The organism is Limnohabitans sp. INBF003, assembly GCF_055396645.1.
The window spans coordinates 2,497,196-2,516,354 of the sequence record NZ_AP029222.1; the positions used below are offsets into that span (position 1 = coordinate 2,497,196).

The 19,159-nt window shown below is 57.1% G+C and carries 23 protein-coding genes; 4 read left to right on the top strand and 19 right to left on the bottom strand.

Translation table 11 applies throughout. From position 1 onward, the window contains the following. Positions 1-6: 6 nt before the first annotated feature. The 4 genes from cyoE to ACZ5VE_RS11430 are packed head-to-tail and all read right to left on the bottom strand — an operon-like array spanning position 7 to position 3,468. Positions 7-897: a heme o synthase gene (gene cyoE / locus ACZ5VE_RS11415; protein WP_464455279.1), complete on the bottom strand. Its 891-nt coding sequence runs from the start codon at positions 895-897 to the stop codon at positions 7-9. Beyond that, entirely contained in the window at positions 894-2,057 is a 1,164-nt protein-coding gene (locus ACZ5VE_RS11420; RefSeq protein WP_464455280.1) for a COX15/CtaA family protein, read from the bottom strand. The genes cyoE and ACZ5VE_RS11420 overlap by 4 nt, the downstream gene beginning before the upstream one ends. A gap of 3 nt (positions 2,058-2,060) precedes the next feature. Further along, positions 2,061-2,774, bottom strand: coding sequence for an SCO family protein (locus ACZ5VE_RS11425; protein ID WP_464455281.1), 714 nt, complete (start codon positions 2,772-2,774; stop codon positions 2,061-2,063). Next, complete coding sequence (locus ACZ5VE_RS11430) at positions 2,725-3,468, bottom strand: SURF1 family protein (RefSeq protein ID WP_464455282.1); 744 nt, start codon at positions 3,466-3,468, stop codon at positions 2,725-2,727. The genes ACZ5VE_RS11425 and ACZ5VE_RS11430 overlap by 50 nt, the downstream gene beginning before the upstream one ends. Positions 3,469-3,483: 15 nt before the next feature. On the opposite strand from ACZ5VE_RS11430, the gene ACZ5VE_RS11435 reads away from it, so the two are divergent. Beyond that, positions 3,484-3,711 carry a twin transmembrane helix small protein gene (locus ACZ5VE_RS11435; protein WP_464455283.1) on the top strand — a complete coding sequence of 76 codons (228 nt, stop codon included), beginning with the start codon at positions 3,484-3,486 and terminating at the stop codon, positions 3,709-3,711. A 68-nt stretch (positions 3,712-3,779) separates the two neighbouring features. Here ACZ5VE_RS11435 and ACZ5VE_RS11440 read toward each other — a convergent pair whose 3' ends face one another. From ACZ5VE_RS11440 to ACZ5VE_RS11475, 8 genes are all read right to left on the bottom strand, one after another. Beyond that, on the bottom strand, positions 3,780-4,661 hold the full coding sequence (locus ACZ5VE_RS11440; RefSeq protein ID WP_464455284.1) for a cytochrome c oxidase subunit 3: 882 nt from the start codon (positions 4,659-4,661) through the stop codon (positions 3,780-3,782). Positions 4,662-4,704: 43 nt separating this feature from the next. Beyond that, entirely contained in the window at positions 4,705-4,932 is a 228-nt protein-coding gene (locus ACZ5VE_RS11445) for a DUF2970 domain-containing protein (protein ID WP_464455285.1), read from the bottom strand. Further along, positions 4,929-5,534, bottom strand: coding sequence for a cytochrome c oxidase assembly protein (locus ACZ5VE_RS11450; RefSeq protein ID WP_464455286.1), 606 nt, complete (start codon positions 5,532-5,534; stop codon positions 4,929-4,931). The genes ACZ5VE_RS11445 and ACZ5VE_RS11450 overlap by 4 nt, the downstream gene beginning before the upstream one ends. A 10-nt stretch (positions 5,535-5,544) precedes the next feature. Continuing rightward, complete coding sequence (locus ACZ5VE_RS11455) at positions 5,545-5,661, bottom strand: cytochrome oxidase small assembly protein (RefSeq protein WP_464455287.1); 117 nt, start codon at positions 5,659-5,661, stop codon at positions 5,545-5,547. A 6-nt stretch (positions 5,662-5,667) separates the two neighbouring features. Next, positions 5,668-7,284 carry a cytochrome c oxidase subunit I gene (gene ctaD / locus ACZ5VE_RS11460; protein ID WP_464455288.1) on the bottom strand — a complete coding sequence of 539 codons (1,617 nt, stop codon included), beginning with the start codon at positions 7,282-7,284 and terminating at the stop codon, positions 5,668-5,670. Positions 7,285-7,316: 32 nt separating this feature from the next. Then, on the bottom strand, positions 7,317-8,489 hold the full coding sequence (coxB, locus tag ACZ5VE_RS11465; protein WP_464455289.1) for a cytochrome c oxidase subunit II: 1,173 nt from the start codon (positions 8,487-8,489) through the stop codon (positions 7,317-7,319). Positions 8,490-8,567: 78 nt separating this feature from the next. Then, a complete protein-coding gene (locus ACZ5VE_RS11470; RefSeq protein WP_464455290.1) occupies positions 8,568-9,044 on the bottom strand; it encodes a DUF2244 domain-containing protein in 477 nt (158 codons plus the stop codon). Between the two features lie 95 nt (positions 9,045-9,139). After that, positions 9,140-10,054: a biotin synthase gene (locus tag ACZ5VE_RS11475; RefSeq protein ID WP_464455291.1), complete on the bottom strand. Its 915-nt coding sequence runs from the start codon at positions 10,052-10,054 to the stop codon at positions 9,140-9,142. Positions 10,055-10,490: 436 nt separating this feature from the next. Here ACZ5VE_RS11475 and ACZ5VE_RS11480 point away from each other — a divergent pair, with 436 nt between their 5' ends. Both ACZ5VE_RS11480 and trmL read left to right on the top strand, forming a co-directional pair. Then, entirely contained in the window at positions 10,491-10,895 is a 405-nt protein-coding gene (locus tag ACZ5VE_RS11480) for a ComF family protein (protein WP_464455292.1), read from the top strand. 47 nt (positions 10,896-10,942) lie between these two features. Beyond that, entirely contained in the window at positions 10,943-11,437 is a 495-nt protein-coding gene (trmL, locus tag ACZ5VE_RS11485) for a tRNA (uridine(34)/cytosine(34)/5-carboxymethylaminomethyluridine(34)-2'-O)-methyltransferase TrmL (RefSeq protein WP_464455293.1), read from the top strand. Here the strand turns inward: trmL and ACZ5VE_RS11490 are convergent. Both ACZ5VE_RS11490 and ACZ5VE_RS11495 read right to left on the bottom strand, forming a co-directional pair. Continuing rightward, positions 11,428-11,880: a MaoC family dehydratase gene (locus ACZ5VE_RS11490; RefSeq protein WP_464455294.1), complete on the bottom strand. Its 453-nt coding sequence runs from the start codon at positions 11,878-11,880 to the stop codon at positions 11,428-11,430. The genes trmL and ACZ5VE_RS11490 overlap by 10 nt on opposite strands. Positions 11,881-11,989: 109 nt before the next feature. Continuing rightward, positions 11,990-12,601 carry a hypothetical protein gene (locus ACZ5VE_RS11495; RefSeq protein ID WP_464455295.1) on the bottom strand — a complete coding sequence of 204 codons (612 nt, stop codon included), beginning with the start codon at positions 12,599-12,601 and terminating at the stop codon, positions 11,990-11,992. A 106-nt stretch (positions 12,602-12,707) separates the two neighbouring features. Here ACZ5VE_RS11495 and ACZ5VE_RS11500 point away from each other — a divergent pair, with 106 nt between their 5' ends. Then, a complete protein-coding gene (locus ACZ5VE_RS11500) occupies positions 12,708-15,299 on the top strand; it encodes a cation-translocating P-type ATPase (protein WP_464455296.1) in 2,592 nt (863 codons plus the stop codon). A gap of 37 nt (positions 15,300-15,336) precedes the next feature. On the opposite strand, the gene ACZ5VE_RS11505 is transcribed toward ACZ5VE_RS11500, so the two are convergent. The 5 genes from ACZ5VE_RS11505 to ACZ5VE_RS11525 form a co-directional block, all read right to left on the bottom strand. After that, a complete protein-coding gene (locus ACZ5VE_RS11505; RefSeq protein WP_464455297.1) occupies positions 15,337-16,671 on the bottom strand; it encodes a histidine kinase dimerization/phospho-acceptor domain-containing protein in 1,335 nt (444 codons plus the stop codon). After that, on the bottom strand, positions 16,668-17,366 hold the full coding sequence (locus tag ACZ5VE_RS11510) for a response regulator (RefSeq protein ID WP_464455298.1): 699 nt from the start codon (positions 17,364-17,366) through the stop codon (positions 16,668-16,670). Before ACZ5VE_RS11510 ends, ACZ5VE_RS11505 begins: the two co-directional genes overlap by 4 nt. A 32-nt stretch (positions 17,367-17,398) precedes the next feature. Beyond that, positions 17,399-18,136, bottom strand: coding sequence for a cytochrome b/b6 domain-containing protein (locus tag ACZ5VE_RS11515; RefSeq protein WP_464455299.1), 738 nt, complete (start codon positions 18,134-18,136; stop codon positions 17,399-17,401). Positions 18,137-18,199: 63 nt separating this feature from the next. Further along, complete coding sequence (locus ACZ5VE_RS11520) at positions 18,200-18,661, bottom strand: diheme cytochrome c (protein WP_464455300.1); 462 nt, start codon at positions 18,659-18,661, stop codon at positions 18,200-18,202. Between the two features lie 8 nt (positions 18,662-18,669). Then, positions 18,670-19,080, bottom strand: a complete 411-nt coding sequence (locus tag ACZ5VE_RS11525) for a DUF1924 domain-containing protein (protein WP_464455301.1) — start codon at positions 19,078-19,080, stop codon at positions 18,670-18,672. Positions 19,081-19,159: the final 79 nt, after the last annotated feature.

Here is a 19,159-nt window from a genome sequence, read left to right on the forward strand (position 1 = left end):
GGATGCTCAGAAAAGGTAATGGTCCACCAGCAACGCGGCAAACAAGGCGCTCAGATGGATCAGTGAAAAACGAAAGGTCTTGCGGGCCAGCTCATCCGAATAAGCCCGGTAAAGCGCGATGGCATAGCCCATGAAGCCGATGCTCAAAACCACGGCCACGCCCAAGTAAAGCCACGAGCTCATGCCATAGACAAATGGCATCAGGCAAGCCGCCATCAGGACCACGGTGTACAGCAGGATTTGCAAGCGGGTGAACTCGTTGCCATGCGTCACGGGCAACATGGGCAGGCCCGACTTGCGGTAATCCTCCACCCGGTACAAAGCCAGTGCCCAAAAATGAGGTGGCGTCCACAGAAAAATGATCAAGAACAAAATCAGGGCTTCGGGGCCGACATCCCCCGTCATGGCCGCCCAGCCCAACACGGGAGGCATGGCGCCACTGGCTCCGCCGATCACAATGTTCTGCGGCGTGAGCGGCTTCAGGATCACGGTGTAAACGATGGCGTAACCCACAAAGGTGGCAAAGGTCAGCCACATGGTCAAAGGGTTGACCATCACATAAAGCACGGCCGAGCCGACTGCGCACAACAGACCCGAAAACAGCAAGGCCTGGCGGTCACTCAACTCCCCTTTGGCCGTCGGGCGCCAAGCCGTTCGTTTCATTTTGGCGTCAATGGTTTTCTCGACCAGACAGTTGAAGGCCGCCGCCGCACCCGCCACCAGCCAGATGCCCACGCAGGCCCAAAGACCCAGCAACAGCTCTTGCGGGCCTGGCGCACCGGGCACAGCCAGCACCATGCCGATCAGTGCGCAAAACACGATCAGTTGGACCACACGGGGTTTGGTCAGCGCGTAATACTGACGCCAAGTCGAAAGAGAAGCAGTCGCAGCAGTCATGCAGCAGGCCTTGAATCAAAAGAGGGATGCACCGCATGGGGCGGCACATCAGAAACCACAAAAATACCCGACCGGCTGATGCCGAGCGCCCAGGTCAATGACACCACCATGGCCGCAGCCCCACCGGTGTGCAACACCGCCGCAATCAATGGCCACTCGAACACCACATTGCTCACGCCGGTGAGCAATTGCAATGCCGACAAAGCCAACAAGACCTGTCCTGCGTGCCGCATGCCCGGCACTTGGCGCAAACGCCAACCCACCGCCACCAACACCGCCAGCACCAGCCAAGCCGCACTGCGGTGCACAAAGTGAAGTGCAGACAAAGCCGCGAATGGCAAGATTTGACCGTCTGCAGCGAGGCCCAATTCGCGCCACAACGCGAAGCCTTGCAGGTTCATTTCAGGAATCCACTGGCCGTTGCAGGTCGGAAAGTCCGGGCATGCCAGTACGGCGTAGTTGGTGCTGACCCATCCGCCCAAGGCAATTTGCACCCAGAGCAACGCGAAAGCCAGCCACAAACCCTTGCGCAAGCCCTGGGGCACGGTGCGGGATTGCCAGCCTTCGTAACGAACCGCTTGCGCCATAAGCAAAGCCAACAAGCCGATCCCCAACATCAGATGCAAAGTCACGATGGCTGGAAAAAGCTTCATGGTGACCGTCAGGGCACCAAATGCGCCCTGCAAGCAAACCCAAACCAGCGTCACCGTAGGCCACCATGGGCTGACCGCCGAAGTCGCGTGTCTGAGGCGCTGCCACCAAGTCATGCCGGCCAAGGTCAAGATCAACACCCCAACGCCCGTCGCCAGATAACGGTGGATCATCTCGACCCAGGCTTTACCGTGTGTCACAGGGCCTGTGGGCATGGCTGTTTGTGCCGCGGTGATGTGCACCTGGGCCCCCATGGGGCTGGCACTGCCATAGCAGCCAGGCCAATCCGGACAGCCCAGACCTGAGTCGGTCAAGCGCGTGAATGCGCCAAACAGCACAAGATCAAAGGTGAGGAACAGCGTCAACAAGGTCAAGGCCTGCAGGCGGCGCGAAGGCGCAGCATGGCGTTGTCGCCAAGCCAGCCACCCCAGGGGCAAGGCCGCCACCGCCAAACCCACCCCCATGAGGTGAAAGACAGGCTGCAGGTTGTACAAATCGACATCGGTCATGGTTCAACGTCCAGGCTGGTCCCAAGATGCAGAGGCACGTAGCAAGCGCTCCAGATCTTTCTTGGCCTTGGACGCACTGGCCACATCCATGTTCGCGGGGAAACGCATCATCCAATTGCCCATCGGGTCCACCACATACAAGTGGTCTTGCAGTGCATGGCCCGGCGCTGGGCTGAGCCATGCCTGAAGCACCGCTGGCGCCAGGCGCAGCACATGGGCTTGGCTCAGAGCGGGCAACAAAGTTTCAGACACGGGCGCGTCATCACTCACCAGCCAGACACGGTCAAGCCTGTCTTTTTCCTTGCCCATGATTTCCCGCAATTGGCGCTGGAAATACAAATTCTTCTGGCACAGATCGTCACAAGCGCCCGGGCCCACCGTGACCAGCAACCACTGGCCCTTCAGGCTGGACAAAGTCACCGCTTCGCCATTCAGGTTTTTGGCTTCGGCCTGTGGCAAATCTTTCTGTGGCGAAATCAATTCACCATAATTTCGGCGGGCTTCGGGTCGCAACACGTAATAGGTGAAGTAAGACGCGATGACCGGCGCAGCACAGACCAACATCAAGGCCACCATCTTCCAGCGGCCCATGCGGGTGCGCTGCCCATCGGCCTGCGCCACTTCGCCAGGCTGCGGTATGGAATGAACAGTCATGCTGAGCGGACCGTCAGGCAATTCGTTTTTTTCGACGGGGTTGGACAATTTGGAACCAGACATAAAGTAAAGCGATCAAGGCACTGAGCCCAAACCATTGAAAAGCGTATCCGTGGTGCTTTTCGACACCACTGGCCACCACGGGCCAATCACGCAACAAACCTTCCGATGCGGGGCCTTGCTCGAGCACACTGACTTCCAGCAAGGGCAAGCCTGTTTGTTGCCTGAACAACGGCAGATCGAGATTTTGCCGTATCGGGCCCTCCTCGGCAGCGCCAAAGTCATACAGCCGTGACGGCCATGGGGCCAAATGCCCGGTCACTTGCACCTCGGTGCTGGGGGTGACGATGGCAGGCAGTGCAGCCCGATCCGTGAACGAACGAGGCACCCAGCCACGCTGCACCAAAACAACTGCTCCACTTTCAGCCACCTTCAGCGGTGTCATGACAAAAAAACCTGGTCGGCCCTGCATCTGCCGGTTTTCAAGATAGACCGTGTGCTCTGCCAACCAATGGCCTTTTAAAACCATTCTCCTGTGGATCAAACCCTGTCGGTGAGCCGCAGAATCGGATGCACCGCCCAGCGTCCGGCCATCCAAAGGCGCCAAAGCAGCTTGCTCGTATTTGGCGTGTTGCAATGCCATTTTTTCAGCGCCACGGCCGACTTGCCACAGCCCCAAGGAGGCCGTGATGGCCACGCCCGCAACGGTCACCAGCAGGATCAGGATGTGCTGCCAAGCAGGGGGTTTTCGACTCATTGGATAATGCAGCTTATGAAAATTCTGGTTGCAATTGCTTTTATCGCCATCTTGGCAAGTCTGGCCTCGGCCTTGATCTACATGATGCGAGCCCCTCGCGAAGATGGTGCACCGCCGCCAAAAGGCAATATGGCGACTGCTTTGGCCTTGCGTGTGGGCTTGTCGATTGTGCTCTTTGTTTGTGTCCTGGTCTCATGGAAGATGGGTTGGATTCAACCCACAGGCATACCCCCTGGTGCCTGAAACAAGGACACTTCAATGCACCAACAAAAAAGCGCCCGAGGGCGCTTTTTTGTTGCGGCTTGTGTGCCTTACATCCAGTAAACCAGAATGTACAAGCCCAACCACACCACGTCCACAAAGTGCCAGTACCAAGCAGCCCCTTCGAAACCGAAATGGCGCTCTTTGGTGAAGTGGCCTTTTTGCAAGCGCAAAGTGATGAACAAGAGCATCAACATACCCACCAACACGTGGAAACCGTGGAAGCCGGTCAACATGTAAAACGTAGAGCCGTAGATGCCCGAAGACAACTTCAAGTTCAACTCACTCCAAGCGTGTGTGTACTCATAGCCCTGAACAAACAGGAAAGTCACACCCAACAGCACCGTCATCCACATGAACTTGATGGTCTTGCTGCGGTCGCCATGCTGCAAGGCATGGTGTGCAACAGTCAGCGTCACACCCGAAGTCAACAACAAAGCCGTGTTGATGGTGGGCAACCAGAATGGGCCCATGGTCTGGAAGGGCTCAATGATGCCCGCTGGCGACGTGGTCGCACCAGCCACCAAGCTGGGCCAAGCGGCTTTGAAATCTGGCCAGAGCAAAGCGTTTTCGAGGCTGCCCAGTGCTGGCACAGAGTGCGAACGGGCCCACCACAAAGCGGTGAAGAATGCGCCGAAGAACATGACTTCGGAGAAGATGAACCAAGTCATGCTCCAACGGTAAGACAGGTCAATCTTGCGGCCGTACATGCCGCCTTCACTTTCACCAATCGCCTCTTTGAACCACTGGTACAAAACAGTGAGCCACCAGACCAGTCCGAAATAGAGCGAATACATGCCCCAATCGGCACCATTGATCCATTGACCGGCGCCCAAAATGACAAAAAACAAACCAATGGCGGCCATCACGGGATGACGCGACTCATGTGGCACGTAGTAATAAGGCGTTGTGCCGTGTGCTGCTGAACTCATGGTGACTCCTGCTCTCTCTTCTTTCGAAATCTAATCTTGCGGGTTACAGACCAGTTGGCTGGACCACAACCCAATTGACCAGGGCGATCAGCCCCAGAACAAACAACAATGCCGCGCCGATGGCCACACCAATGATGTGAAACGGGTTGAGCTTTTCAATGTCTTGCTGGTATTCGGAATTCTTGCGAAGACCGACAAACGACCAAAGTACGGCCTGAATGGTGCGCAACCATGAGGCTTTCCGCACAGGCACCAAGGGCTTCATGCTCATGAGCCCACCCCGGCTTTGACCACGGCAGCCACTGGCGCCGCGGGTGTTTTGCCACCCACTTCAAAGAAGGTGTAGGACAAAGTGATGGTAGTCACGTCTTTGGACAACTTGGGGTCGATCACAAAGGCAACGGGCCAGGATTTTTTCTCTCCAGGCTCCAAGGTGTACTGATTGAAACAGAAACACTCGAGCTTGTTGAAATGGCTGGCGGCCTGACGAGGTGCGTAACTGGGAATAGCTTGTGCAGCCATGCGCCGGTTTTGCACGTTCTGGAATTCATACATCACCGTGCTCAATTCACCAGGATGAACCTGAATGGAGCGCTTTTCGGGTTTGAACTCCCATGGACCACGCACGTTTGCATCAAATTCGACAGTGATCGTGCGCGATGTGTCCACCTGGGTGTTGGCTGGCAAACGGGCGTCTGCACCCGCCTTGCCATTGCCTGGAACCTGACGCTCTGAAATAGACAGGATATTGATACCCGTCATTTCACAGATGTGCTTGTAAATCGGAATCAGCGCATACCCAAAGCAGAACATGCCAACGGTCACAACCGCCAGCTTGCCCACCATCTTCAGGTTTTCACCGCGCAAATTCATGATTGATCTCTCAGCGGCTCAGCAAAACCAACTTGGCCACAAACCCCACCAAGACAGCCAGTGCCACCGAGGCCAAAATCAGGCCCAGGCGCACGTTGCTTTTCTTTTGTTCAGGTGTCAAGGCCATCCTGGATCAACCAATCACGCGGGTCGCAGTGGCGTCCAGCTTGGGTGGGTTTTCAAAGGTGTGGAAAGGTGCTGGCGAGGGAACTTCCCATTCCAGGCCTTCAGCCGCTTCCCAAGGTTTTTGAGGTGCTTTTTCGCCTTGACCGCGCATGGTCGGCACAACCACAAACAGGAAGAAATAAACCTGCGCAAAACCGAAGAAGAAAGCACCCACCGATGCGACCATGTTGAAGTCGGTGAACTGCATGGGGTAGTCGGCATAACGACGGGGCATGCCAGCCAGACCCAGGAAGTGCATCGGGAAGAAGGTCACGTTGAAGGAAATCAGCGACCACCAGAAGTGGATTTTGCCGCGTGTCTCGTGGTACATCACACCGGTCCACTTGGGAACCCAGTAGTAAAAACCAGCAAACAAAGCGAACAAAGAGCCAGCCACCAGCACGTAGTGGAAGTGGGCCACCACGTAGTAGGTGTCCTGCAACTGGATGTCGATCGGGGCCATGGCCAGGATCAGACCGGTGAAGCCACCCATGGTGAACACGAAGATGAAGCCCACAGCGAACAGCATGGGGGTTTCAAACGTCATAGAGCCGCGCCACATGGTGGCGATCCAGTTGAAGATCTTCACAGCAGTCGGCACGGCGATCAGCATCGTGGCGTACATGAAGAACAGCTGGCCAGTCACGGGCATGCCAGTGGTGAACATGTGGTGCGCCCACACGATGAACGACAGGATGGCGATCGAAGAAGTCGCGTACACCATGGAGGCGTAACCGAACAGCTTTTTGCGGGCAAATGCGGGCACGATCTGGCTGATGATGCCGAAGGCCGGCAAGATCATGATGTACACCTCGGGGTGACCGAAGAACCAGAAGATGTGCTGGTACATGACCGGGTCACCGCCGCCAGCGGGGTTGAAGAAGCTGGTGCCAAAGTGACGGTCTGTCAGGGTCATGGTGATCGCGCCAGCCAACACAGGCATCACGGCAATCAGCAGGTAAGCAGTAATCAGCCAAGTCCATGCGAACATGGGCATCTTCATCAAAGTCATGCCGGGAGCGCGCATGTTCAGGATGGTCACGATGATGTTGATCGAACCCATGATGGACGAAGCACCCAGGATGTGCATGGCAAAAATACCAGCGTCCATCGAAGGGCCCATCTGCAGGGTCAAAGGTGCGTAGAGCGTCCAACCGGCAGCGGGTGCGCCACCTGGCATGAAGAACGAACCGACCAACATGGCGGCAGCAGGAATCATCAGCCAGAAGCTGAAGTTGTTCATGCGGGCAAAGGCCATGTCAGACGCGCCAATTTGCAAAGGCAGCATCCAGTTCGCGAAGCCCACAAAGGCGGGCATGATCGCACCGAACACCATGATGATGCCGTGCATGGTGGTGAACTGGTTGAACAACTCGGGGTTGACCACCTGCAGACCTGGCTGGAACAGCTCAGCACGAATGCCCAGTGCCAAGATGCCACCGATCATGAGCATGGTGAAACTGAACAACAGGTACAAGGTACCAATGTCTTTGTGGTTGGTGGCATACACCCAACGACGCCAGCCCGCAGGCGCGTGACCGTGATCGTCATGGGCGTGATCGTGATGGTCTAGAACGGCACTCATCTTGATTTCCTTTGATTTGAATACGGTACGGCTTATTTGCGAGCGGCCAGAACTTCAGCCGGTTGCACGATTTGGCCAGTCTTGTTGGACCAGTTGTTCTTGGTGTACGTGATCACAGCGGCGATCTCGGTATCAGACAACTGCTTCCATGAAGGCATGGCCGCATTGTTCTGACCATTCAACAAAACCGCCACCTGCTTGGACTTGTCGGCATCCAAAACGACAGCCGAGCCATCGAGCGGCTTGATGGGACCCGCGCCTTTACCGTTGGCTTGGTGGCAAGCAGCACAGTTGGCGGCATAGACCTTTTCGCCACGCTTGGACAGGTCGTCCAATGCCCACACTTTGGCAGGATCGTCTGCTTTGGCTGCTTGTTTTTTCTTCTCGCCCACAACCCAAGCTGCGTAGTCTTCAGCAGACAACACTTTCACATGGATAGGCATGTAAGCGTGTTCTTTGCCGCACAGCTCTTGGCACTGGCCGTAAAAATCGCCCGTTTTCTCGGCACGGAACCAGGTGTCACGCACAAAACCTGGAATGGCGTCTTGCTTGATGCCGAAAGCAGGCACAGCAAACGCATGGATCACATCATTGGCTGTCGTGATGACACGCACTTTTTGGCCAACAGGAACCACCAACGGGTTGTCTACTTTCAGCAAGTAGTTGTCACCCTCGGGTTTGCCCGCATCGGACATGGCGCGTTGCGACGAATCGAGCGTCGAGATGTAGCTCAGGCCTTCACCTTCACCCTTGATGTAGTCATAACCCCATTTCCACTGGTAACCCGTGGCCTTGACGGTCAGGTCGGCGTTGGTGGTGTCCTTCTGGGCGACCAATACTTTGGTGGCGGGCAAGGCCATGAGAATCACGATCAGGAAGGGGACTGCCGTCCAAATCACTTCAACCGTGATCGATTCGGTGAATGTGGCGGGCTTGTGGCCAACCGACTTGCGGTGCTTCCAGATGGAATAGAACATCACCGCAAAAACGGCAATGAAGATCACGGTGCAAATGATCAACATGAACCAGTGCAGCCAATGCTGCTCTTCGGCGATTTTGGTTGCCGGAGGTGCAAAGTTGAGCTGGTTGACCGCGGGGCCGCCCGGCAAGTCTTTGACCGCATAGGCGGCAGTAGCCAGCCAAGCGCCGACAAAAATGCCCGCGCGCGACAGCAGCGAAGCCAATTGGTTGGAAATATTCTTCATGGTTCTCACTAACTTCCAAGTCTCTGTTGAACTCACACCATGGACAAGACCAGCACAGGCCAATCCTGCCAACCAGCATCACGCATTGCGCAATGCCCTTCTGATTTCTCGCGCCAGCACTTGACGCAGCTCGGGACGCACGAAACGCCCCACCTCAATCGAACGACCCTGGCCCGACAACTCGATCAGACTGTGGTCGCCAGACTTTGGCTCAACCCTTACCCATTGACACGCAAACTCTGCTCGCTCACGGCGCCCGGCGGACTCACACTCCACGACAAGACTTGTGCCCTGCAATGAAATCCACTCGCCATCGGCCGCATGCCGGGCATAAGCCAAAAAGGCCAGCCCCACCAGCGTGATTTCCAATCCTGCAAAGGCCAACACCAAAGTGGCTCCTTGCAACCAGAAAAACACACCTATACCCAGCGACAGCGCACACAAAGAAAAGTAAAGCCAGCCCAATTGGGCTGGCGTCACAGAGCAATTGCGCCTGAGCCGCCAATGAATGGCCGGGCCAGACTCTTGTGCGAACTGGTAAGTGGGATTTGACACGCGTCAACTTTCAATAACCTAACATGCCCTTAGGCACGCATTTTGGCTAAATTCGGCCGGATTTTACCCGAGTTACGAAGGGGTTTTGATTTAACTCAAACTTTGTCGGGTATCCCGGTAGAGGTGCGCAGCATTTGCCGCATTTGATCCAAACCGATTTCCGTTTGCGCACTCAGCCGGACACGCGGCCGGGGTTTCAGGGCATGGCCATACACCACTTCAAAGCTCAACGACAGCCGCCCGCCCTCTTCTGGACGCGCTAGGCTCATCAAAAGCCCAAGCAGTTCATCGCGCCAGCGGCGCCCTCGCAAACCCGCAAAACGCTGAACATGGAGGTTTCGCCCCAATTCACGCAGTTCAGCCAGCAAGCGTTCTGGCGTCTCATAAGTCAGGGTGATGCGCTCCATGTCCATGACAGGCTCGGCAAAACCCGCCTCCACCAGCATATCCCCCCAATCGTGCATGTCGGTGAACTCATGCGCCGGCTCAGACCAGCCCCTCTGCGCGTAAGCACTTCGCAACTCGCGCAAAGTGTCAGGACCCAAACAGGAAAACATCAAAAAACCGTCAACGGCCAACGCCTGGTGCCAAGTTTTTAACAAATCCTGAGGATGGGCGGACGTGTGCAGCAACATGTTGGCCCAGAGCATCTGTGCCTGCCCCTCTGGGGGCGACCCCACCTGAATGCGGGGCTCCATCCAGCGTGCAAGTTGCCACCACCGTGCCTCCACCAAGGACTTCGCCCGTAAAGCCTGAGCGGGTTGATCACCGCTGAGCCAGACCTTTGCCTGCGGATAACGCAGCCGCAAAGCTTCATGGGCCTGCAAGCCGCCACTCAAAGGCGCCCAATGGACCCATTGACGGGGCTGCTGCTTGATAAAGTCCAGTCGATCCAGCATGCGAGAGGCGACCTCTTCATGCAGCCAGGGCGAGGTCATCCCCACAGGGTGTGCAGCCCAGCGGGCTGCAGCGACAGGGTCAAGCGAAGGAGGACGTTCGGGTGCAGACATGGTCAGGAAGAAGAAAGGGAAAATAGCCCAGCGGCACGCAAACGGGGGGGATGCCGCGCTTGTGGTCAAGCCAAGGCGGCAGTATATTGATTCCATGTGGTCAAAATGGCTCAGGGGGATAGGCTCAACGCCTGCGGTACACCACCCCGACAAGGTTTGGCGTTGGCTGCCGAGTCGCTGCGCCATCTGCCGCAGTTGGCCGCAAGCCCCTTTGTGCGATACCTGCATCAGCCGCTTTGCCCCTCCTCGGCACCGATGCCGCACTTGTGCTTTGCCCTTGCCCGGCGCGGCCCAACGGTGCGGAGCATGCCTGACCGAATCCCCGCCACTGGACCAGTGCCTGACAGCGACCGCCTACAGCTGGCCCTGGAACCAACTGATCGCAGATTTCAAATTTCACCAAAGTGCGGGCTGGGCGGGTCCATTGGCGACGCTGATGGCGAGCAGCACGGGGGCCGAAGACGCACTGGATGCCGCTGACTGGGTTTTGCCCATACCGCTGTCGGCGCAACGCCTGTCCGAACGAGGTTACAACCAGGCCTTGCTGTTGGCCCGCCAACTCAGTCCGCAAAAAACCGGTGCCGACTTGCTTTTGCGCACACGACACACCTTGGCCCAACGCACCCTGCCAAGGGCTGAGCGCCTGTCCAATCTGGCGGGGGCCTTTGCTGTCGATCCCTTGCGCACGCATCAGATTCGTGGCAAACGCATCGTGCTGATTGACGATGTCATGACCAGCGGGGCCTCACTTCATACCGCTGCGCAGGCGCTAAGACAAGCAGGAGCAGCGCACATTTGCGCTCTTGTATTGGCGCGCACAGAGGCCGAACTGGAAAGCTAGGCCCCAAGGACGACTCATTCGACCGGAGCCAAGGCACAATACCAACCATGTTTCACATTGTCCTGGTCGAACCTGAAATCCCACCCAACACGGGCAACATCATCCGTTTGGCAGCCAACACCGGCTGCACGCTTCATTTGATTGAGCCCTTGGGATTTTCAATGGACGACAAACACATGCGCCGGGCAGGCCTGGACTACCACGAATACGCTGCGTTGCGCCGCCACGAGAGCTGGGAGGTTTTTTTAGCCTCAGAACAACCTGCGACCGATCGCATGTTTGCACTCACCACCAAAGGCAGCACCGTGGCGCACACGGTGATGTTTCAGCCCGGTGACTGGCTGGTTTTTGGCGCTGAGACCCGCGGACTGTCCCCTGAACTGCGCGAGGCCTTCCCATTGTCACAACGCATCAAGCTGCCCATGCGTGAGGGTCAGCGCAGTCTGAATCTGTCCAATGCCGTGGCCGTGACCGTGTTTGAAGCCTGGCGGCAAAACGGCTTTGGCAGCGCGAGCACTGAGACAGCCCACACTCAAACGTAAAGACGCGCCAGCGATTCAGCCACGCAAACGGGTTTTTCGGCACCTTCGCGCTCAATCGTCACGTTCCACTGCACCTGCAAGCCCCCCTCAATGGGGGTGGCCGATTGCAAATGCAAATGGGCACGCAAGCGACTCCCCACCAAGACCGGGGCCATGAAGCGAACTTTGTTCAGGCCGTAATTGACACCCATGCGGGCCTCGGTCACATCAATGGTCTTGTCAAAAAATTGGGGGAGCAAAGACAGGGTCAAAAACCCATGTGCAATTGGCCCGCCAAACGGCCCTTGTTTGGCTCGCTCAATATCGACATGGATCCATTGGTGATCCCCAGTCGCTTCAGCGAACTGATTGACTTGTTGTTGGGTAATTTCAACCCAGTCGGTGATGGCCACATCCTGACCCACGCATGCGGCCAAATCGGCCAATGTTTCAAATTTTTTCATAGGCTAACTGTATTCAGCTTCCGTCATCCAGGGTGTCGATAGCGTGACACACGCCTGGGCGAATGATCAGAATTCCCAATCCGGGCTCATGTCCAACACAACACGCCCCTCAGGTGTCTGACTTCACCTGAACTGAACGCAACTTCGTCAGTTCAGAACGCAAGCGCAACAGCTCAGCTTGGTAATTCTCAGCATCCCCATAATCCGCAAACCCGTGGTAATGAGGGTGCGCCTGCATCACCTTGCGTGCATGCTTGATAGGACACCAGTATTGCTCGGTCAAGCCCACCACTTCGCGGCAATAGGCGATCAGGCCGTTGGCATAGGAACAATAGGCGCAATTGATTTTTTCGAGTACATTCAAATACGCCAGATGCGTGCGGTCATACACAAAATAGTCTGAGCGTTTGACCCGCGCAATCCGATACAAGGGAAAGCAAACCCATTGGTACAGGGTGACAAAAAAATCCAGAAAAACCATGGGCAAGAGCACAGGGTAAATAAAAGGCACACTCAGTACGTGCCGCCAATCCGCTGTCAGCACATAGCGCAGCAGACCCTCTTTGAAGCGCCGTTGCTGGGCCAGAACTTCCTTTTCAAACTTCACTTTGTGTTGGTCAAAATCCGCTTGCAGTTGCTGCCTGCGCAGCTGAATTTCCTGTTCAATGTCTGCCTCCAATTCACGGATGCGCTCCAGAAATTCATGGATGTTGGCGTTCATGATCGTCTTTCAGAAAAATTAGGCACAAGCTTCAAGCACACCATTTCAAAGGGCTTGACCTGCATCAAGCCAGTGCACGACACAACACGGCACAGTCAGTGCACTTATGCCTGCAAATCACCATAACACTCTTGGCGGTCTGACGACAACCGAAGCATCAAAACGTTTGACAGCATACGGGCCCAACGAAATTCAACAGTCGTCGGCAAGATCCGTGTGGCAGCGTGGCATCGACATGCTGCGCCAACCCATGTTTGCCTTGCTGTGCACAGCGGCCTTGCTGTACATCATTTTGGGGGATTTAACAGAGGGCCTGACGCTGTCCGTCTTTGTGCTGGCCGTCTTGGGACTCACGTTTTACCAAGAGGGCAAGTCGGAAAAATCGATACAAGCCCTGCGCGACCTGACCCAAGCCTATGCCCAAGTGGTGCGTTCGGGCCAAACCATCAAAGTGCCCGCACGCGATGTGGTGGTCGGCGATTGGCTCATGTTGTCTGAGGGGGACCGTGTCGCTGCAGATGGCGACCTCATCCGTTCGGACCATCTGCAAATCGATGAATCTTTGTTGACTGGAGAATCGGTGCCGGTCGACAAAGCCCCCGTGGACCATGGCAACGGCTCAGCCCATGGCGCTGTCAGTGGTGGCACCTTTGTGGTGAAAGGCCAAGGGCTGGCAGAAGTCACCGCCACAGGCAACCAGAGCCAAATCGGACGAATCGGCCTGTCATTGGCGCAACTGCACACAGAGGACACCCCGCTGCAAAAGCAAACCGCACGGCTGGTGAAAGTACTGGCCGGCATCGTGGGCGTTTTGTGCATCACCATGGTGATCACTTTGGGCATGCGAACAGGGCAATGGTTGCCTGCACTGCTGTCTGGCATTGCCCTGGCCATGGCCATGCTGCCGGAAGAATACGCGGTGGTGCTCACGATTTTTCCAGCACTGGGCGCACACCGCCTGGCACACGAAGGGGTTCTCACCCGGCACATCAATGCGATTGAAACACTGGGCGCCACCAGCGTGCTGTGCACCGACAAAACCGGCACCTTGACGGAAAACCGCATGACGGTGACGGCATTGGCAGCACCGAATGACAGTGACCTCAACAGCAACGCGTCAGCAGAAGTTTTGACATGGAACGCTGCGGCAGGGGGACTGCCTGACGCCTTTCGTGTTTTGCTCGAGCACGCCATTTTGGCCAGCGCCCCCGAACCTTTTGACCCCATGGAGACGGCATTTCACCAAATGGGCCAACAGCATTTGAGCGACACCGGTCACCTGCACAACGACTGGGCGCTGGTCCAAACTTATGCACTCAGCCCGGCCTTGAAAGCCATGTCACATGTCTGGCAAATGGATGACGGGCCTGCGCGCACCGTGTCCGCCAAAGGGGCTCCCGAAGCGGTGATGGACCTGTGCCACCTGACACAGGCACAACGCGAAACCTGGGGCCGCGCAGCAGATGACATGGCGGCACAAGGCTTGCGTGTTTTGGCCGTGGCACAAAGCCGTTTTATGGGCGACGACTGGCCCGACACCCCGCATGCCTTTGACTTTCAGTGGCTGGGCTTGATGGGCTTGACCGACCCTCTGCGTGCTGAGATTCCCCAAGCCGTGGCCGAATGCCAATCTGCGGGCATTCGGGTGATCATGATCACGGGAGACTATCCGGCCACGGCGCGCGTGATCGCGGCCCAAGCCGGTCTGCCCGATGGTGAAACATTGACAGGCGATGCCTTGGACCAACTGAGCGATGTGCAATTGCGCCAAACCCTGCCCCGCGTGACGGTTTGCGCTCGCATCTCACCCCACCAGAAGTTGCGGATCGTGCATGCGCTGCAAGCGGAGGGCGAAGTGGTCGCCATGACGGGTGACGGCGTGAACGATGCCCCCGCCTTGAAAGCCGCGCATGTAGGGGTTGCCATGGGCGCACGTGGCACCGACGTTGCACGCGAAGCGGCGGACCTGATCCTGGTGGATGACAACTTTGCGTCAATCGTTCGAGGCATTCGGGTCGGCAGACGCATCTTTGGCAATTTGCAAAAGTCCATGCGTTACATCTTTGCCATCCACATTCCGATTGCGGGCATCGCACTCTTGCCCATGGTGATGGGTTGGCCACCCTTGGTGTTGCCACTGCATGTGGCCTTGCTGGAATTGGTGATTGACCCGGCATGCTCGATCGCATTTGAAAACGAACCGGCCGAAGCCAATGTGATGCAAAGCCCGCCACGCGACACCCTTGCCCCCTTGTTTGGCAGCGATGCCATCGCCTTGGCCATGGGCCAGGGCTTGTGCGTATTGGCCAGTGTGGCGCTGACTTTCTTTTGGGCACATGCCGGTTATGGCACTGTGTTCAACGCCGTTTTGAGCGAAGAACAAATCCGCGCCATGGTCTTCATCACCTTGATCGCAGGCAATGCAGCGCTCATCTTGGCCAACCGCGCTGGTGGTGGAAAATTCTGGCAGAGTTTGCGCACCCCCAACCGCACGGCCTATGCCGTGATCGGGTTGGCCATGGCATTTTTGGCTTTGGCGATTCACTGGCCCTGGCTGGCCACCCCCTTGAAGTTTGAACCCTTACCGCTTGGGTCCACGGTCATTGCCATGGGCTCCGGCTTACTCAGTTTGGTCAGCGTCTCGGTGTTGCAGTGGGCTGTCGCCGCATGGCCACGGAAAGCCCGGCACAGCCATTGACCCAAAAAGCAGTGTCGCCATCTCGTTCGGCGCAGCCTCACACCTCGGGCCAGGTCACCACCACACGCAAACCGCCAAACTCTGCACTGCGCTCAACCAGAACCTGCAACCGGTAGCGCTGCGCCAAGCGCCGCACGATGGACCAACCCAAGCCACTGCCATCTGCACCATTTGCGGCCACACGGAAAAAACGATCACCCAAGCGCGCCAAGTCCGCATCGCTGAGCCCCAGACCACTGTCCTGCACCACCAATTGAGGTCGTGGCATGGCATGCCATTGCACATGGATACTCGCTCCTTCAGGACTGTAGCGCTGCGCGTTGTCCACCAAATTGCCGACAAGCACCCCCACCAAACCCGGTGGCATGGCCAATTGCAAACGCTCTGGTGCATTCAAACTCAGGCTCTGGCTTCTGGCCAAAGCCTGTGGCCCCAAGTCTGCCAAAGTTGAGCGGGTTTCAGCCACGGCATCGCAAGGTTCCTCACCCACAACGGCCTCGTCAGCCTCCAGTCTGGCCAACTGCAGCAACTGCGCCACCAGGCGCGTGGCCCGATCACAGCCTTGCAAAACAGCATCCAGGGCGGTGTTTCGGTCACTGTCCTCATTGGCGCCACGCGCCACTTGGGCCTGCATGCGGATCGCGGCAATTGGCGTTCTCAGTTCATGAGCGGCGTCGGCTGTAAAACGGCGCTCCCCCTCCATTTGCAAGGCCATCTGCTCAAACAAACGGTTGAGCGCCGCCACCAAGGGCTTGACCTCTACAGAAACCTGCTCGCTCAGTGGCTGGTGGGCATCGGCATGCCGCTGAGACACCGACTGGCTCAGTTGGCGCAATGGCGCCAATGACCTGAAGATCGCGCCCCAAATCAGAAATGCCAACACAGGCAAGGCCAGCAGCATGGGCACAATGGCGGACTTCAATCCGGCCATCAAAATATCGTTGCGTGCCGAATGCAACTCGGCCACCACCACCCAAACATCGTCTTCGCGTCCGGGCGTGGCAAAGACCCGCCAGTGTTTCTGGCCTTGCCATTGGTCGGAAATACCGCTTTGCCCCAAGGGTGCAAAAGGTGCCATCGGCGCTCCGGCTGAACGCGACATCAAAGCCTTGTCGTACCAAATCTGAAACGCCACACGGGGCTGGTATTTGTGCAGCACCGCTGCGGTCGTGAAGTCGTCATCGTGCGCATCGTCTGTTTGAACCGCCAGTACCGCGGCCGTTTGAGCCAGATGGGCATCCAGCAACTCACTGAGCTCATGCTCCGTGTTGAGCCAGGTCATCACCAACACCAGCAACCAAACAAGGCCCGTAGCCAGCAACAGGCTGAATGTCAGACGCCATTGCAGTGAAGATTGTGACCAAGACTTCATGCCGGGCCTTTTTGCACCGTTGCCGCATCCGGCTTGACCTGTTGGGGCAGCATGTAACCCACACCCCGCAAAGTTTCGATCACATCCGGGCGAAGCTTTTTGCGCAGGTTGTAAATGTGAACCTCCACCGTGTTGCTGCTGACCTCGGTGCCCCACTGATAAAGCTGTTGTTCAATTTGCGTGCGGGTCAAAACCCGTCCAGCGTGGAGCATGAAGATTTGCAAAACCTCGTATTCACGCAAAGACAACTCCACCACGCGATCACCCAGCCAGACTTGTCGCGATGCGGGATCCATTCGCAAGGCCCCCGCCTCCAGCGTGGGTTCTGAAACACCATGGGCCCTGCGTACCAAAGCACGCAAACGCGCCGCCAACTCCATCAAATCCACAGGCTTGACCAGATAGTCATCCGCACCGGCATCCAGACCGGCAATGCGATCGGGCACACCATCACGGGCCGTCAGGATCAACACCGGTGTCGTGATCTTCCGTTGCCGGACCGCGACCAAGGATTGCATGCCATCCTGCCTAGGCAAACCCAAATCGAGCACGCAAGCCTGATAAACGCCAGTCAACAATTCACGCTGAGCCGCCACACCATCTTGAACCCAGTCGACCTGAAAACCTTGTTGCTGTAACCCAGCCCGGAGACCAGCCCCCAGCAAGTGATCATCTTCAGCCAATAAAACGCGCATGTGCAGTACCTGGCTTTCCATTCAGAAAAACATCAATCATCGTCTTCTTCAGATTGTGCCTTGCCGGGTGCTGAGTGCGATACATCCAAGCTGCCGGACGTCTGCGATTGCATACCCGACTGCCATTGCCACACCCAAAATGACAACACCGCAGCCAACAACGCAGCCGCCAACACCGCGTAGTTGCGTTTGATCAAGTCTGGCCCAACGCCAGGCACACGCCCTGTGAGCATGGGTGCGGCCAGATTGCGGCGGCGCATCACACTGAGCGCCAGCACACCGCCAATGTGGGCCAACACAGCCATCAGCATGAAGTTCCCGAAAAACTCATGCACCTCTTCCATCCAGTCACCCGTCCATTCCTGATAGGTCACGTAGCCTGTCAACACCACAGGTGCGATGGCCAATAAAACCAAGCCCACCGATACCGCCATGTAAAGATTTTGAGCTTGGCTCCAGGATGCATGGCCTGCACGCAACCCCAGCAACCAGTCACCCAAGCCACGCAGCTTGCCCCACAAGGCCAACAAGCGCGCGTGGCGAGGCCCGAACAAGCCCCAGACCACACGGACCAACAGCAATCCCCCCAAGGTGTAGCCCAAGCTCACGTGCACCCCTCTGAAAATCTCGCTTTCTGCAGTGACATAGGCTCCTGCAAAGCTCAAAGCCAGCAAGGCATGCAAGGTCCGAGTGAAAGCATCCACGGTGCGGCGAGTGGGCGTGGGCACGCCATGGCGCGCATCGGCAACGGAAGAAATGTTCGACGTCATGAAGGACTCCTTGTACACATGTGCTGTCTTGAAACTTGAAGAACTGGCAAGCCAAGCGACCTGTCAGCGCGGAATCCGAACTTGATGCTCATCAAAGTTCCCCGCGTCGGCTTGGGTATGGCAAGCGCTGCACTGCGCGGCACTCTTGATGCTGGCCCGCTTCCAGACCGAGGATTCCACTTCGCGGTGTTTGCGGACAAACCAGGCCGACCGGGTGATGCGGTCGTCGACCGGCTCTTCGCGCACGCGCTTGTAAGTGCCCGCATTGGCCTGCAACCAAGCCCCAACTTGCTGAACCTGCGCAGGCTCCATCGACGCATCGCTGCCGTAGTGCCGATCCAGCCCACTGAGGATGCGTCGCCAAGAAGCCGCTGGCAACAGGCCCGGCGGATAGGCCATGTGGCAGGCAGCGCATTCCTGCTTGTAGACGGCAGGCACTTGCACTGGCATGAGTCGCCCATCGGCCCATGCCGAGACAAAGCCACCCCAAGCCAGACAGCACAAGACCACAGATTTGATGCCCATTGATTTCATCACTTGAGCCCAATCAGGTAAGCCATTACGTCGGCCTTTTCAAGGGCCGTGCACTCCCGTGACAAAACGTCCTTGCAATTGCGCTTGAACCATTTGTCCACCTTGGCACTGTCGGTGAAGCGTTCGGCATTGAACGCGGGCGCCAACGCGGTGATCTTTTTGCCTGTAGAGGCGTGTTTGCTGTCCTGTGTGGGTGGCTGACCATGGCATGACGCGCACGACCACTCACCGTTGTGACGCCGTCCGAAAAAAAACTGCCCTCGACCCGCATCACCCGACTGCCCTGCGGCCTGTTGCCAACGCAGCAATTCGGCTTGGGGTGTAGCCGCCAAGACCACGGTCTGAAACATCCAGGCACTGACGGCCAGGAGAGCGACTTTTGCACAGAAAATTTTGTTCAAGCTCATCATGGATTCGACCTTTCATAGCATCTCAATGTATAGATTAAAGATCGTGGATGAAGCACGGCTTAAACAAAAAAGCCCACAG

Excerpts from the sequence above, each read along its gene's own strand:
- trmL (WP_464455293.1), top strand. The coding sequence starts at position 10,943 with ATGTTTCACATTGTCCTGGTCGAACCTGAAATCCCACCCAACACGGGC.
- cyoE (WP_464455279.1), bottom strand. The coding sequence starts at position 897 with ATGACTGCTGCGACTGCTTCTCTTTCGACTTGGCGTCAGTATTACGCG.
- ACZ5VE_RS11515 (WP_464455299.1), bottom strand. The coding sequence starts at position 18,136 with ATGACGTCGAACATTTCTTCCGTTGCCGATGCGCGCCATGGCGTGCCC.
- ACZ5VE_RS11500 (WP_464455296.1), top strand. The coding sequence starts at position 12,708 with ATGCCTGCAAATCACCATAACACTCTTGGCGGTCTGACGACAACCGAA.
- ACZ5VE_RS11510 (WP_464455298.1), bottom strand. The coding sequence starts at position 17,366 with ATGCGCGTTTTATTGGCTGAAGATGATCACTTGCTGGGGGCTGGTCTC.
- ACZ5VE_RS11455 (WP_464455287.1), bottom strand. The coding sequence starts at position 5,661 with ATGGCCTTGACACCTGAACAAAAGAAAAGCAACGTGCGCCTGGGCCTG.
- ACZ5VE_RS11520 (WP_464455300.1), bottom strand. The coding sequence starts at position 18,661 with ATGGGCATCAAATCTGTGGTCTTGTGCTGTCTGGCTTGGGGTGGCTTT.
- ACZ5VE_RS11425 (WP_464455281.1), bottom strand. The coding sequence starts at position 2,774 with ATGTCTGGTTCCAAATTGTCCAACCCCGTCGAAAAAAACGAATTGCCT.
- ACZ5VE_RS11450 (WP_464455286.1), bottom strand. The coding sequence starts at position 5,534 with ATGAATTTGCGCGGTGAAAACCTGAAGATGGTGGGCAAGCTGGCGGTT.
- ACZ5VE_RS11420 (WP_464455280.1), bottom strand. The coding sequence starts at position 2,057 with ATGACCGATGTCGATTTGTACAACCTGCAGCCTGTCTTTCACCTCATG.
- ACZ5VE_RS11495 (WP_464455295.1), bottom strand. The coding sequence starts at position 12,601 with ATGAACGCCAACATCCATGAATTTCTGGAGCGCATCCGTGAATTGGAG.
- ACZ5VE_RS11490 (WP_464455294.1), bottom strand. The coding sequence starts at position 11,880 with ATGAAAAAATTTGAAACATTGGCCGATTTGGCCGCATGCGTGGGTCAG.
- ACZ5VE_RS11505 (WP_464455297.1), bottom strand. The coding sequence starts at position 16,671 with ATGAAGTCTTGGTCACAATCTTCACTGCAATGGCGTCTGACATTCAGC.
- ACZ5VE_RS11475 (WP_464455291.1), bottom strand. The coding sequence starts at position 10,054 with ATGTCTGCACCCGAACGTCCTCCTTCGCTTGACCCTGTCGCTGCAGCC.
- ACZ5VE_RS11435 (WP_464455283.1), top strand. The coding sequence starts at position 3,484 with ATGAAAATTCTGGTTGCAATTGCTTTTATCGCCATCTTGGCAAGTCTG.
- coxB (WP_464455289.1), bottom strand. The coding sequence starts at position 8,489 with ATGAAGAATATTTCCAACCAATTGGCTTCGCTGCTGTCGCGCGCGGGC.
- ACZ5VE_RS11445 (WP_464455285.1), bottom strand. The coding sequence starts at position 4,932 with ATGAGCATGAAGCCCTTGGTGCCTGTGCGGAAAGCCTCATGGTTGCGC.
- ctaD (WP_464455288.1), bottom strand. The coding sequence starts at position 7,284 with ATGAGTGCCGTTCTAGACCATCACGATCACGCCCATGACGATCACGGT.
- ACZ5VE_RS11430 (WP_464455282.1), bottom strand. The coding sequence starts at position 3,468 with ATGAGTCGAAAACCCCCTGCTTGGCAGCACATCCTGATCCTGCTGGTG.
- ACZ5VE_RS11525 (WP_464455301.1), bottom strand. The coding sequence starts at position 19,080 with ATGATGAGCTTGAACAAAATTTTCTGTGCAAAAGTCGCTCTCCTGGCC.
- ACZ5VE_RS11440 (WP_464455284.1), bottom strand. The coding sequence starts at position 4,661 with ATGAGTTCAGCAGCACACGGCACAACGCCTTATTACTACGTGCCACAT.
- ACZ5VE_RS11480 (WP_464455292.1), top strand. The coding sequence starts at position 10,491 with ATGGCGAGCAGCACGGGGGCCGAAGACGCACTGGATGCCGCTGACTGG.